General features: G+C 36.0%; 17 protein-coding genes. 8 read left to right on the top strand and 9 right to left on the bottom strand.

Annotated elements, in window-relative coordinates:
- Positions 1-11: 11 nt before the first annotated feature.
- The 6 genes from AABL52_RS03775 to AABL52_RS03750 form a co-directional block, all read right to left on the bottom strand.
- Positions 12-578, bottom strand: a complete 567-nt coding sequence (locus tag AABL52_RS03775) for a tyrosine-type recombinase/integrase (RefSeq protein ID WP_000454199.1) — start codon at positions 576-578, stop codon at positions 12-14.
- Between the two features lie 347 nt (positions 579-925).
- Positions 926-2,785 (bottom strand): ABC transporter permease, encoded by a 1,860-nt coding sequence (locus tag AABL52_RS03770; protein WP_341518936.1) that lies wholly within the window; start codon positions 2,783-2,785, stop codon positions 926-928.
- A 17-nt stretch (positions 2,786-2,802) separates the two neighbouring features.
- The gene (locus AABL52_RS03765) at positions 2,803-3,564 is read right to left on the bottom strand and encodes an ABC transporter ATP-binding protein (RefSeq protein WP_000165844.1); all 762 of its coding nucleotides are present in this window, start codon (positions 3,562-3,564) and stop codon (positions 2,803-2,805) included.
- A 232-nt stretch (positions 3,565-3,796) separates the two neighbouring features.
- Entirely contained in the window at positions 3,797-4,819 is a 1,023-nt protein-coding gene (locus AABL52_RS03760) for a DUF418 domain-containing protein (RefSeq protein WP_341518935.1), read from the bottom strand.
- A gap of 136 nt (positions 4,820-4,955) precedes the next feature.
- The gene (locus tag AABL52_RS03755) at positions 4,956-5,105 is read right to left on the bottom strand and encodes a hypothetical protein (protein ID WP_001129345.1); all 150 of its coding nucleotides are present in this window, start codon (positions 5,103-5,105) and stop codon (positions 4,956-4,958) included.
- 15 nt (positions 5,106-5,120) lie between these two features.
- Positions 5,121-5,384, bottom strand: a complete 264-nt coding sequence (locus AABL52_RS03750; protein ID WP_000840870.1) for a YtzC family protein — start codon at positions 5,382-5,384, stop codon at positions 5,121-5,123.
- Between the two features lie 111 nt (positions 5,385-5,495).
- Here AABL52_RS03750 and AABL52_RS03745 point away from each other — a divergent pair, with 111 nt between their 5' ends.
- From AABL52_RS03745 to AABL52_RS03715, 7 genes are all read left to right on the top strand, one after another.
- Positions 5,496-6,455 carry a TIGR01212 family radical SAM protein gene (locus tag AABL52_RS03745; RefSeq protein ID WP_341518934.1) on the top strand — a complete coding sequence of 320 codons (960 nt, stop codon included), beginning with the start codon at positions 5,496-5,498 and terminating at the stop codon, positions 6,453-6,455.
- The gene (locus AABL52_RS03740; RefSeq protein WP_000764487.1) at positions 6,452-7,024 is read left to right on the top strand and encodes a tRNA (mnm(5)s(2)U34)-methyltransferase; all 573 of its coding nucleotides are present in this window, start codon (positions 6,452-6,454) and stop codon (positions 7,022-7,024) included. Before AABL52_RS03745 ends, AABL52_RS03740 begins: the two co-directional genes overlap by 4 nt.
- Before the next feature lie 156 nt (positions 7,025-7,180).
- Positions 7,181-8,014: an ABC transporter ATP-binding protein gene (locus AABL52_RS03735; protein ID WP_341518933.1), complete on the top strand. Its 834-nt coding sequence runs from the start codon at positions 7,181-7,183 to the stop codon at positions 8,012-8,014.
- An 18-nt stretch (positions 8,015-8,032) separates the two neighbouring features.
- On the top strand, positions 8,033-8,713 hold the full coding sequence (locus tag AABL52_RS03730) for an ABC transporter permease (protein ID WP_097845222.1): 681 nt from the start codon (positions 8,033-8,035) through the stop codon (positions 8,711-8,713).
- A 24-nt stretch (positions 8,714-8,737) separates the two neighbouring features.
- Positions 8,738-9,412 carry an aspartate/glutamate racemase family protein gene (locus AABL52_RS03725; RefSeq protein ID WP_341518932.1) on the top strand — a complete coding sequence of 225 codons (675 nt, stop codon included), beginning with the start codon at positions 8,738-8,740 and terminating at the stop codon, positions 9,410-9,412.
- Complete coding sequence (locus AABL52_RS03720; protein WP_341518931.1) at positions 9,409-9,933, top strand: hypothetical protein; 525 nt, start codon at positions 9,409-9,411, stop codon at positions 9,931-9,933. Before AABL52_RS03725 ends, AABL52_RS03720 begins: the two co-directional genes overlap by 4 nt.
- A 115-nt stretch (positions 9,934-10,048) precedes the next feature.
- On the top strand, positions 10,049-11,350 hold the full coding sequence (locus AABL52_RS03715) for a PepSY-associated TM helix domain-containing protein (protein ID WP_341518930.1): 1,302 nt from the start codon (positions 10,049-10,051) through the stop codon (positions 11,348-11,350).
- Between the two features lie 37 nt (positions 11,351-11,387).
- Here AABL52_RS03715 and AABL52_RS03710 read toward each other — a convergent pair whose 3' ends face one another.
- Genes AABL52_RS03710 through AABL52_RS03700 form a run of 3 tightly spaced genes read right to left on the bottom strand, consistent with a single transcriptional unit; the run spans position 11,388 to position 13,570 of the window.
- The gene (locus tag AABL52_RS03710; protein WP_141524294.1) at positions 11,388-11,621 is read right to left on the bottom strand and encodes a hypothetical protein; all 234 of its coding nucleotides are present in this window, start codon (positions 11,619-11,621) and stop codon (positions 11,388-11,390) included.
- A 43-nt stretch (positions 11,622-11,664) separates the two neighbouring features.
- Positions 11,665-12,729 (bottom strand): tetraprenyl-beta-curcumene synthase family protein, encoded by a 1,065-nt coding sequence (locus tag AABL52_RS03705; protein ID WP_001102483.1) that lies wholly within the window; start codon positions 12,727-12,729, stop codon positions 11,665-11,667.
- A gap of 37 nt (positions 12,730-12,766) precedes the next feature.
- On the bottom strand, positions 12,767-13,570 hold the full coding sequence (locus AABL52_RS03700) for an alpha/beta hydrolase (protein WP_000267432.1): 804 nt from the start codon (positions 13,568-13,570) through the stop codon (positions 12,767-12,769).
- Positions 13,571-13,644: 74 nt separating this feature from the next.
- Between AABL52_RS03700 and AABL52_RS03695 the strand changes: the two genes are divergently transcribed.
- Positions 13,645-14,157, top strand: a complete 513-nt coding sequence (locus AABL52_RS03695; protein ID WP_000640204.1) for a gamma carbonic anhydrase family protein — start codon at positions 13,645-13,647, stop codon at positions 14,155-14,157.
- Positions 14,158-14,257 lie beyond the last annotated feature (100 nt).

Below are 14,257 nucleotides of genomic sequence, written 5' to 3'. Positions count from 1 at the left end.
AGTTACGGCTTTTACAAATCTACATCAATCTCTGTTTTAAACTTTTCATCTTTTGAGATTCCTAAATACTTGAGTGTTTCTGATGGAGTTGCGTGATGAAAATGCTTTTGCAATAGCGCAATCGCTATTCCTCTTTTGTACGCGTGATATCCAAATGTTTTTCGCATTGAGTTCGTTCCAATCTTCCCAACAATCCCAACCGCTTCAGCTGCGCTATGAATAACGCGATACGCTTGTTGGCGTGAGATTGAATTTGTCGTTTTATTAGATTGAAATACGTAATTTTCTCTTTGAGCATCAATAGTTTGTACGTACTCTAAGAGAGCTTCTTTTACTTTTGTATTTAAATAAATATCTTGTTTAAATTTTTCATCTTTCACAGGAAGGGAATAAAACTCTTTAACAGTCTTATCTTCATTTAATACCTCTTCAAATTTCATACTAAGTAGTTCAGTAATTTTTAATCCAGTGTTAATTCCAATAACAAATAAAAGATAATCTCGCAGCGAGTGCTCTTTTAAATACTTTTTCATAGCCTCAATTTGGCTTATATCTTTTAATGCCTCTACAACTTCCATACATGTATCTCCTCATCTTATGAACGGTAATTTTCTCATTATCCTGTCCATTTTACCTTATCATGCTATGAGATTTCCATGTATTATCCATTATTTTCACAATATACGACTTAGGTCTGACAATTTTTCATTTGGAAATTTATGATTGTACAAATGTGGTGTGGGTAGAAAAATAGGGGGTACAAGTTCAGCTTCTTTCTATTAGATTGGATTCCTCCTTTCACTTTCCAATTGCTGATACTTACATGTTATGTTACTTATTTATATTATATTATATATTTCAGTAACATCAAAGTGTTTTTTTCTGAAAATAATAAAAACCGAGCATTTTTGCTCGGTTTCTACTATTAATCTTCTTTCGGAAGAACAATTCCTTTATACAATTGAACTGTAATGAAGTAATAAATCGCATAAATTACTACGAAAATTACGATTGGTACCCAAATACGGAAGTACGGATCAACTAAAATAAATCCGAAAATATTCATACCAACTAATACGTGAGCAATACCTACAATTGCTGGGAATAAGAATACTAAGAATAACTCTTTATAAATTGATTTTGTTAATAATTCACGGCGCACCCCAATTTTACGAAGCATTTGATAACGCGTAATATCTTTTGATGCACCAGAAAGAATTTTGAACATTAAACAACTTGCCATCATTGCTAAGAAAGCAATTCCAAGGAAGAATCCCATAAACACTGTTCCGCTCGCAACGCCGTAGAACATGTCGTAAGATTGATATTTACTGTTCATTCTTTCAGCTGTTACATTTTTATATTTATCTAGTTGCAACTCGTCAAGTTTTTTCCATTCTTTTGTATATGTTAAGAAATCATCTGTTTTTCCGATAAATGCTATACCTTCTTTACCATTTATCTCATCGTACATTTTTTGATCTACAATTTTAATTGCATGATCTTCGTGTAGATAATACGGATGAATTGTGCTAAAAGCATCTACCCATTCTTCTGGAAGTTCTTTAGCGTTCGCATCTTTTTCATTCATTTCTCTAGAAACTGCGCCTACTGGTAGTTCCTGTGAAGCCTTCTTCGTATTCACTAAATCCTTCATCGACTTTATATTTGTCATATCTTTTACTAAAGGACGATTTTTCTCCAAATCCTCTTTTACATAATAAACGTATTTATCATCAACTTTGTAACGATATTCGCTTTTCTCTTTAAATGTAATACCGTCTAAAATTTTCTTTTCTTCAGCTGTTGGATTATGAACTACTGAATCATAGATTATTAAACCATCAACCATTTTTATAACGTTATTTTTAAACGCCATACCACCTGAAATTGCACCAGCTCCAAGAGCAACTAACATCGCTACTGTCGCAAGCACCTTTGTTAAGCTATTAATACGGAAGTTTAATTGTGCAAATGTAAAAGCGTTAAGCCCTTTTTCACTACGCTTTTTATTACTTTTTAACTTTTTAATAATAACTGGAAGAAGTGATCCAAATAGCATGTAAGTACCAGCTGTTGTTGTAATTAATGCGATAAGAATTCCCATTTCTCTTAGTTTTTCCATGTAAATCATTGATGCATAGCCCATTCCTAATAAAATAACCGCAAGGAATGCGACTAAACCTGTCATTTTTCCTTTTACCGCAACACGTTCTGTTTGTGCATCTGCATGTACAAGTTGCAGTACAGAAATACGTGATAACTTAATACTATTCATAATTGCTGATAATACAAATAGTGCAAAGAAGAAGATACAAGTAACAGTCATAGATGGCAGATAAAATGCTTTATATCCTTCACCTGCAAATTCTAATTGTTTCATTAATAACTGACCGATACCTTCTGCAAGTCCTACCCCAACTATAATACCAATCGCAAGAGACGCAGCACCTAATACGATTGTTTCAATAAACATAAGTAATGTAACTTTATGCTTTTTTGCTCCTAACATCATATACATACCAAACTCTTTTTGGCGAAGAGATAATAAGAAAGAGTTCGCATATAAAATATAGAAGAACGTTATAATGGCTAGTAAAAATGAACCTGCTTGGAATACGAATCCAATTTGACCAATAGTAGAATTCTCCTTAAGGAAGGCTTCGTTTAACGCTAACGTTTGAAACATATAAAAAATTGAAATCGACATGACAAGACCGACAAGTAAGACGATGTAATCTTTTAGCTTACTCTTTAGCCCTGACATGGAAAGTTTGAATAACATGCTCTAGACCTCCTTCCTTACGCTTTTTGTGTACCTAAATCTGCAAGTACATCTAAAATTTCTTTATAAAACTCTTCACGCGTACCACCACGGTGAATTTCTTTATATAGCTCACCATCTTGAATGAATAAAATACGCTGACAGTAACTTGCACTGTAAGGATCATGTGTAACCATCATAATGGATACGCCTTGATCTTTATTTAAGTTTGTCATCGCATCAAGTAAACTCGTCGCATTTTTAGAATCAAGAGCTCCTGTTGGCTCGTCCCCTAAAATAATTGCCGGCTCATGTACTAGTGCGCGAGCTGCTGCTGAACGTTGTTTCTGTCCACCAGATACTTCAGATGGATACTTTTGAAGAATTTCTGTAATCCCTAACATATCCGCTACTTTTTCTACTTTCGGTCCAATATTACGTGATGGAACACCTTGAAGAGAAAGTGGAAGTGCAATGTTTTCATAAATAGATAAGTTTTCTAATAAGTTAAAGTCTTGGAAGATGAATCCTAATTTTTGCGAGCGGAAATCAGAAAGCTCACCTTGCTTCATTTTCGTAATATCTGTTCCTGCAATTTCAACAACGCCGCCTGTTGCTTTATCTAACGTTGAAATTACATTTAATAATGTCGTTTTACCAGAACCAGATGGTCCCATAATTCCGACAAACTCACCCTCTTGAATCGAGAATGACACACCTTTTAACGCATGCGATTGGTTCTCACCTTTTTTACCGTACACTTTTTGAACGTTTTTTACGTCTACAACTGGTTTCGTCATATATATCCTCCTACGCTTGTTTTTCCATTACCTATTTTGCGCCTTTTGGAGGGGAACTGCTATTTGCTAACATTACATTTACCTTACACTTTTGTAATATAAAAAAGATGCGTGTGTAAGGTTCGTTGGTAAATGAAATTGTATTAGCGATTCGACAAGTAATATCGACTTACCGAAAAAGATGACAATAAAAAATAGGCTGTTCCACAAAAGAAACAGCCCACTTCTCTCTTTATTTCTTTAAAGGTGTTACCGTCCAATACGTAATAACACGCCAAATCCATTCTAGTGGACCCATTTTAAAGATTTTCATCCAAATCACACTAAACACAATTTGAATTGCGTAAATTGCGATACATACATATAACGTCTGCATGTACGTTAAGTTTTCTGCAAAGTTAAAGACACTCCCTGCGATTAAAATCATTGCAGTTTGTCCGATATAATTTGTTAACGCCATACGTCCATAATATTTTAGTGGCGCTAACAATGTTTGAACTGGTTTTAGTTGAAGTAATAAAATTAATGCTCCCACATAGAAAGCTGAAATGATTGGTCCAACTGTAATACCAATTTTTAAAAATTGGCTTGCAGCATCCATTGTTCCATCTTCGTTCTCCATTATCCCATTTACAAATGGTTCAGCAGGAACGTGCCCATATTGATACCATACAGCTACGACACTTAAAACAAACATAATACCTGTAAAAATAGCGACTTTCTTTATATTTTGCGGAAAATTTTCAAATACACGATATTGTCCTGCAGCCAGCCCTAATAAAATTAAGCCGAGTGGTAATAGTTCTTTAACACCCATTATGCTAAAGGCAATTGTTAAAATAAGGCCTATAACTAGGTTCACTTCTTTTTTCGCTTTATAAAACGGTAAAACAAGTAACCCGCAAATTGCGTATAACGCTAGTGCTTCTCCAGGCTGAAACATTTGATGAATCAAACCGAAAATAAATAGTGCAACTAAGCGGCGGAAAAATAAAACATACCCATTTTTCCCTTTCGCAATTGCTCTAGAGATAAAGATATAGAATCCCACTCCAAATAAGAATGAGAAGATTGAGAAGAAACGACCTTCTACAAATAAGTATAAAAATCTTTGATAGCTAGCATCCACTGTATTAGGATCTGGAATTTTAATGTTAAGTAGTGCGAGAATATTTACTAAAATAATCCCCAGTAGTGCAAAGCCACGAATGTAATCTAACTCATCAATTCGTTTGTTTGTAATATTGTTCCCCATAAAGCAACTCCTTGTATAAAATTTAATCCTTCCTTACTCTACTGGAGAAAACGGCTCGCAACTATCGACAAACCTTACAGAAATCTTACATTATTGTAATATAATAAAATAAAACCAGGTCATATTGCGACCTGGTCTACTCTGATTGCTTCGATCTTTGAGGTTGTCCCTTTTTACTGTTACGCTGTTTCACTTGAACAACTGGATCAAGCTCATTCGAAAACTCAGCGTTATGTCCATTTTGCGTTTTTTGCTCTGGGTTATTTTGATCTGAACGTTTCGCCATTACATTCACTCCTTATTAGCGCGGTGTAATAATCATTTGATGTTGCAATTGGCGAATTGCCATACGTGCTCTATTTAATTGCTCACGTTGCTCATCATTCGCATGTTGCTGCATCGTTTGTAAATCGTTATATGCTTGTTCTAATTGTAATTGCGCATCTGAATACTCCATCGTATTGTAATGCTCTTGTCTCATACCTTGGTCTAATTGTTCTTTCGCATATTCCACCGCTTGTTCCGCTTGTGTAATATACGATTCAAGTGATTGACGCTCTGCCATAATTGTCCCTCCTTGCTTCAATTCCCCTTTAGTGTGTCCCTTCCATATGAACCTTATGAGTATGTTATAATGGATTTTGTTTCATTTTGACTCGGCTTAGGAGGGAAAGTAATGAAGGTTCAAAACCCTTTTCCATATACAAACGACAATAAACGTTATCACACATGGAATTACCATTTACGAAATGAATTTGGTGAAAAAATCTTTAAAGTTTCATTAGACGCTGGCTTCGATTGTCCGAACCGTGACGGTACAGTTGCTTATGGCGGGTGTACATTTTGCAGTGCTGCTGGATCTGGTGACTTCGCTGGCGATCGCCGCGATGATGTTATAACGCAATATCATGAAATGAAAGAAAAAATGCGCTCAAAGTGGAAAGATGGAAAATGTATCGCTTATTTTCAGGCTTATACAAATACACATGCACCACTTGAAGTGTTAAAAGAAAAATTCGAACCGCTTCTAGCAGAAAAAGACGTTGTCGGTCTTTCTATTGCGACTCGTCCAGATTGTTTACCAGACGATGTCGTTGAATATTTAGCGGACTTAAATAAACGCACGTACCTTTGGGTTGAGCTCGGACTACAAACTGTTCATGAACGAACTGCAAATCTTATTAATCGTGCTCACGATTATCCTTCTTACATTGAAGGCGTAAATAAATTACGTAAACATGGCATTCGAGTTTGCTCTCATATTATTAACGGTCTTCCTCTTGAAGATTACGACATGATGATGGAAACAGCTCGTGAAGTAGCGAAACTTGACGTACAAGGAATTAAAATCCACTTACTTCACTTATTAAAAGGAACGCCAATGGTGAAGCAATATGAAAAAGGACAATTAGAATTCCTTTCTCTTGAAGATTACGTAAGTCTCGTTGTTGACCAACTTGAAATGATTCCAGAAGACGTAATTGTGCACCGTATTACAGGTGACGGTCCACCTGATTTAATGATTGGTCCAATGTGGAGCTTAAATAAATGGGAAGTATTAAATTCCATCGATGCAGAATTTGTACGCCGCGGAAGCTGGCAAGGAAAATATGCAAATGAGGAGAAACAAAAATGAAATTAGAACGCGTATTACCGTTTGCTCGCACACTGCTGCAAACGGCTGTTAAAGAAGGCGATTACGCAGTAGATGCAACTCTTGGCAATGGACATGACACTTGCTTCCTAGCTGAAATCGTTGGAGATAACGGAAAAGTATTTGGATTTGATATTCAAAAAGAAGCAATTGAAAGCTCTACTATCCGTTTAAAAGAAAAAGAGCTTTTCGGACGTACTGTTTTAGTTCACGATAGTCACGATACGCTTCTATCCGTATTACCGGACGATGCAAAAGGAAAAGTAACAGGCGCAATCTTCAACTTAGGTTACCTTCCTGGCGGTGACAAGCATATCGTTACAAAACCGAACTCAACAATCTCGGCAATTGAGCAATTATTAGAAGTAATGGCGCCTGAAGGTATCATCGTCCTTGTCATTTACCACGGACATCCAGAAGGACAAGTAGAACGAGACGCTGTTCTCAAATTTGTAGAAGAGCTAGACCAAAAACAAGCTCACGTACTGCGATACGGCTTCATTAACCAGCAAAATAACCCGCCATTTATTGTGGCGATTGAGAAGCGATAATATATCAACGATTTTTTCGATATATCGACGATTCGACACACAATATTGATTTATCGACAAAACATAACAAAAAAAGACGTGCACTCATTGCACGTCTTTTTCTTATTCTCCTATATAATGGATGTATACAATATTTGAAGAAAGAAGGATAGAACTTTGCTAGTAGAACTAAGGGGAATTCAAAAGAAGTACGGCAAATCACTTATACTAGACAACATTGATTTATCCATTCCAGAAGGAGAGGCACTCGCTATTATTGGAGGGAATGGGACTGGAAAAAGTACTCTGCTCAAAATCATTGCAGGATTTATTTCACCTACAGCAGGGACACTTCAAAGAAAAGAACATATACAAATCGGCTATGTACCTGAACATTTTCCTGAAGGAATTCGTTTTACATTAGAGGATTATTTATATCATCTCGGCCACATTCACGGTTTATCAACAAAATATTTAAAAGATAAAATCCCGCTGCTTCTTGAATCTTTTCATTTACATCATGCAAGGCATTCCGTTGTACGAAACTTTTCAAAAGGTATGAAACAAAAAACTGGCATTATGCAAGCATTACTTACAGACGTCCATTTATTAATTTTAGATGAACCACTTTCTGGGCTGGATCCTAACTCCCAGCAAGAATTAGAACATATTTTACTCTCATTAAAACAACACGGCATATCTATACTCTTCACATGTCACGAAAAACAACTACTAGAAAACTTCGCCGATAGAATTGTGACGTTAGCAAATCACACAATTACGGAAAATATCTCTGTACAAAAACCAGCCGCACAAGTCTATATTGAAGCAATCGTTCACGAAACATTTTCAGCAATAGAACTACGGAAACAATTAGGATTTATACACGTTGCACACAACTCAAATCAAAACCTTATTCAATTACAAATAGAAAAAGAATATACAAACGAAATGCTTCAGTTTTTATTACATAAAAAAGCATCTATCACACTGCTACAAACTAACTTTTAAATCGAAAGAAGGTTTATTATGTTTGCTCTTATTCGTTACCATTTTCTCGACTATACAAAATCGTATAAGTACGTCCCTCCTATTGCGATGTACTTTGTGAGCTTACTTTTTGTATATGCATATAAACCGACTCCTATTGTACCGACATACTTAGAAACAGCTCTCACGCTTTATTTATTATCTGCCTGGATTACGGTCACAATTTTTCATACTGAAGACCCTGTACAAGAACAAATTACTATTTCTCACACAAATAATATTTCCGCACTATATGTTGGTAAATATATTACGGCTCTTCTCATTTGTACTGTTTTATCTTTTATATCCATAATCTACCCAATTATTTTGCAAATGTTTAATGAAGAAATGACAGTTTCTTTATTTTTAGTCGGATTTCTCGCTCATATGTCTTTCTCTATACTTGGAATTTCAATCGCAACTTTATTTACTAGAAATATTATTCAAAAAGCAAGCACGGCTTGGCTTAGCCTGACATTTATATTACTTATAACGATCGCCTCCATCAGGTTTAAAAAAGAGTTACTATGGTTTTTACCACCTGTCGAAAGCTTTCTAATGCTTGGACAATACAAATTTAATATACTTACTCACACGCTATGGCTCACAGCTTGGGCTATCGTATATTCATTTTTATTACTTACTTTATTTCTTTTTGTCGTTCGCAAAAAACGTTTTTAATTACATTTTAAAGGAGACAAACCAATGATTGGAATACTAGCAGGAATGGGACCAAAATCAACTGGGCCATTCGTTGATACAGTTGTAGCAACGTGCCAAACAATATACGGAGCAAAGCATGATATGGACTTTCCTCATATGATGATTTATTCTTGCCCAACACCGTTTTATATGGATCGCCTTATCGATCACGAAGCAATGAAAAAAGCGATTATTGAAGGGGCACAAAAACTTGAAAGTACTGGCGTAGAATTTATCGCTATGCCGTGCAATACGGCGCATCTTTATTTTGAAGAATTACAGCATTCTCTGTCCATTCCGGTTTTAAATATAGTCGACGAGACGTTACAAGCAATTCCTGAAAATACAAAAAGAGTCGCTCTTCTCGCAACAGAAGCGACAATTCAAGCTGGTATTTACCAAGACGGGATTACAAAACGTAATATAGAGTACATCCATCATGAAAAATGGCAAACAATGATTAATCAAATCATTACTTGTATTAAAGGCGGAGAAATTGAAGAAGCTCGAGAATTATGGAGTGTGCTCGTTGTACAGTTAAAAGCTGAAGTAGATACCGCTATTATCGCATGTACTGATTTGAATGTTGTGGCGAATGAGGATTTTGTTGATTCTGCTCAATGTCTTGCAGAGGCGGTTGTTAGGAAGTATGCAAAAAATATAAGGGGGTCCCAATGAATATACCTTTTGAAATGGGATACACATTTGACGAAAACCTTAGAGAAAAACCTATATCCCTTGCTGAAATGAAGCAAGGGATTGCATTTTTGAAAGAACATTTACATGCAGATTCATCGTATGGAAAGAACTGCGGATTAATCGGTGTTTATGAACGAATCGCTGGCAACCTTTCTAAAAGTAAATATTACTTACAAGAGGCAATTCAATATTACACACAAATAGAAAACATCAAAGGAATTTTTATTAACAAACTTCGTCTTGCACATACATATCATTGGGAAAGAAAATTTCCTGCTGCAAACGCACTCTTTACGGAACTTCTACAAACACTACCAGACTTACCCGTCTATGAAGACTTCTTCTACCAACATTACGGAAAAAGTAAATTAGATGAAGGTGACTTCCACACCGCCCTTACTTATTTTCAAAAGGCACTTCAAATTAGGCTACAAAAAGGAAATGAAGAGCTAATTCATTCAACTAAGCTTTGCATTGCGTATTGTATGTCTCACCGATAAAATCTGCCCTAAAAACTTTTAACTTTCTTCACAATTCTTTCAAAGTAATCACACTTAATCTCGCTATATTAAATAAGTAGTTATTCATATAGGGAAGGTTAGGGGAACTGAAAGTATGAAAGTAAATCGTTCGCTTCATTATATTTTTTGGCGTTGGCATTTTTATGCTGGGCTTTTTATTACGCCGCTTCTTATTACATTGTCACTGAGCGGAATTGGGTATTTATTTCGGGAAGAGGTTGAAGATTTCATCTATAAAGATTTATATTTTGGGAAGAGCGCCCAAACAGAGTCTATTTCGATGGCTGATTCGCTTTTCTTAACAGAGAAAAAATATCCACATTATAGTGTGGCGAAAATTAGTGAGTTTAATGGGGATTATAATACGAGGCTTACTATTGCAAATGAATATACTGGGCAACAAAAATATGTGTATTTAGATAGTAATAATCAAATTGTTGGAGATCAAAATGCAAGTGAAACGTTTGCCAATATAATGAGGGAATTACATAGTTCTCTTTTAGTTGGTGGTACTGTCGTTAACTACATTGTAGAGCTTGCGGCATGCTGGACAATCTTTTTAATTGTGACTGGATTGTATATGAGTATACGCCAATTCAAAAACACACCAGCATCCAATAAGCGAGAAAAAGCAAAACGACGTCATTCTATTATCGGTATTATATTTACAATTCCACTCGTTCTGCTAGTCGCATCTGGATTGCCATGGTCAGGGTTTATGGGTAACCAAATTTATAAAATCGCATCGTCGAATGAATCGATTGGATATCCAAAGTTGTATATGGCACCGCCTGAATCAAAGGTAAAAGAATTGCCATGGGCAACAAGAAAAGAAGCTCCTCCTGAATCGAATTCAAATGAACCGAAAGCAATTTCTGTCGATGAATTACAAAAAGGAATTGAAATAAAGAAGCCATATGTTATCTCACTACCAGCTGATCCGAAAGGTGTATTCACCGTTTCCAAATCAAGTGGTTCCGGTATTACGGGCATGGATGTGGCACCAAATGAAGAAATAACAGCGTACTTTGATCAATATAGCGGAGAACTCATTTCAAAAACGGACTATCGTGATTATGGGTTATTTGCACAATGGTTCACTTACGGTATCCCGCTTCACGAAGGACATTTATTCGGATGGCCAAATAAAATATTATGCTTACTAACGACATTATCTTTATTACTTCTCATTTATTACGGAATAAAAATGTGGTTAGCAAGAAAACCAAAAGGAAAATTAGCAGCACCACCAAAGCAAAGAGATAAGAAAAGCATATCCTTTTTCTTTATCATGATGGTTATACTAGGCGCTGTCATGCCTTTATTCGGACTATCTGTTTTAGTTATTTTCGCAATTGAACTTCTCATATATGTATTTGCAAAAATACGATCATAAATAAAAAGCATTTGTACTCTCGTGTACAAATGCTTCTTTATTTACTATTTTCTTTTTTTCTACCACTCATTAAAAAGACAATATCTACTATAATAATCAATGCAATAATAACTTGGGCTACATAATCCATCGTTGTAGGACCACCAGCTTTATTCATCATCACATACATTCCAGTTACAAATGAAATGGAAAGTAGCACGAGTAATGTTACTTCAATATTGTCATATAGCTTTTGAAACAATCGCTTCACTTCGATCACCACCTTTACCATATTATAACAAAAAAAAACCACTCTACAAGAGTGGTTTTCTTCATCACTGCGCCATTTTCTTTCGGTACATCTTCCCGTTCCAATAGAAGAATCGTGAAGTGAGGCCTCCGTATTTAACAATGCGCCGTGCCATTTTGTGCATATTCTTTTGCGCCGATACTTTTTGGTCTGATAAGTAAATACCAAGTAACCCTCGGCTTATAAGACGATGAAACTTCGCATGAGGTAAATCGCCAATGCTCTTCTCTGCTTCTTCTACAAAATGTTTCATACGATCTAATATCGCTTGCTCATTTTCGTAATAACTACAGAAATTCAAATCCCCGCCTATACGATCTTCTTCTTGATCGATGAAATAATCAAGTAAGATGTGAAGTCCTTGTACGTAAGGGAAATATCCTTGTCTAATTTTCGCAATATCTTCATCATGTAATTCATCATGAAAGGCATATGCTACAAGACAGAAGATTCCAAGCGTAGAACCGGCACATGCTGAAAATTCAAACCAACTCATCTCTGGTAAGTTTTCTTTATGTGCTTCAAACCATGTTTGTAAGCGTGGTTCTCTTTCTTCTAACTTCACGTGTTTATGAATTTGCAAATCACAATAATAACAAGCGAGTTCATGAAGAACAGGAGCAATTTTGTCATAGTGCTTCGTTTTCTTTAAAACATCTTGGCATGTTTCAACAAGTTCATCTAAATAACCACCATCATCTTGATCATCACGATAACGATAATAATTACCGCCACCTTCTACTTCAGGTGATAATGCCATTAACATGGACTCATGCAGCGCGGCAAAATCATTTGGATCAAGTGATGTACTGCGATCACATAAATTATCTAAATAGTCGCTGATCGTTTGATACGCTACGATAAAACGAATACATTCCTCTCGGTGTTCATTTGCTAATAGAGCTAAAATGCCACCGCCTTCGCAGTGAAACGTTTTATTCTCAATACTTGCGATTGCCTGACTATGAAGCTCATCATTCGGAATATGGTAGGCACGCTCTTTCCACACCGCTAGCTCATGGTGTACAACCGGAAACACATCACGGTATACTTTCGCCATGAGCGTTATGGGATTACTCGGTACGTTCACTTCTTCCTTCATCTCCTCTATTCAATGTACAAATAATTTACTTATTTGTTTCTATTATGTTATTGATGCGTATTTCAGTAAATGACTGAATATAATTCAAAATTTCATCACGCTCATACTCATTTAATAACTCATGGTAACAATTCGGCCATTCTTTAAAAGCCTTATCACTCATTTTAACATTATCAAACCAAGTGCGGACACGTGTTTTATCTACAAGTTTATCCTCACACGCCTGCATTAGCAAGAGCGGAACATCTGGAAAATCATCTATTTTTTTATGAGCAATTTCGATAGACTTAATCAATTCACTATACCAACGTACTGATACTTTGCGCAAGAACAATGAATCATTCTCCATTGCGTCCCGAACTTCATGATTACGAGTTGACATTTCCACTGTAAGATTCGTTGCAAATTGCAATTTTGGAGCAATAATATTTAATATTTTTGAAGCAACTTGAAGCGGTGCAGAAGGTCCAGCTACTACGCCTAAACATGGCGAACTTAAAATAATGCCGTCTACATCTTCTCTCTTCGTTTCTTGCATCATACGAATGACAATAAGACCACCCATACTATGACCGAATATAAAAATAGGTAACCTATACTTTCTTGCCTCTTTCATCCATAATTTAACTTCCTCTATGTATTCATCAAATGAATCAATATGTCCTCTATTTCTTGAAGTTGTTCCATGTGACGGAAGGTCTCCCATCACGACGTGGTAGCCGATATGATTCCACATTTCCGCAACCGCTTCATAACGTCCGTGATATTCCATTGCGCCGTGCACGATAACAACGACAGCTTTCGCTTCCTCTGCTTCATAATTCCACATACGGCTCTCCTCCATTTCACTCTTTCTCATAATTTGATACACTGAAACTAGTCTCTAGGAAAGGAAGGCTTTACATGATATACCCTTACAAAGAAAAAAATCCGAAAATTGCGAGTAGTGCTTTTATCGCTGATTATGTTACCATTACAGGCGACGTTTCCATTGGTGAAGAATCAAGTATTTGGTTTAATACAGTCATACGCGGTGACGTGTCACCAACAATCATTGGAAACCGAGTAAATGTACAAGACCAATGCACACTTCATCAAAGCCCACAGTATCCCCTTATTTTAGAAGACGACGTGACCATTGGGCATCAAGTTATTTTACATAGTTGTCATATTAAAAAAGATGCTTTGATTGGAATGGGATCTATTATTTTAGATGGTGCTGAAATTGGCGAAGGAGCCTTTATCGGTGCTGGAAGCCTCGTTTCACAAGGTAAGAAAATTCCACCAAACACGTTAGCTTTCGGTCGCCCAGCTAAAGTCGTTCGTGAGTTAACAGAAGAAGACCGTAAAGACATGGAGCGCATTCGCACACAATATGTTGAAAAAGGCCAGTATTATAAATCATTACAGAAGTAACTTTTCCAGCTGCCATTAAAGTGGCAGCTTTTTATATAAAAACTAACTTTTTCTTTACAAAACATTATTACTCCCTCAATAAAATCTTATTAAAATAAAA

Source organism: Bacillus paramobilis (assembly GCF_038096195.1).
In the GTDB taxonomy this organism is placed as follows: Bacteria; Bacillota; Bacilli; order Bacillales; family Bacillaceae_G; genus Bacillus_A; species Bacillus_A mobilis.
The sequence above is the reverse complement of the archived record's forward strand: the minus strand, read 5'-3'. Positions and strand labels throughout refer to the sequence as shown.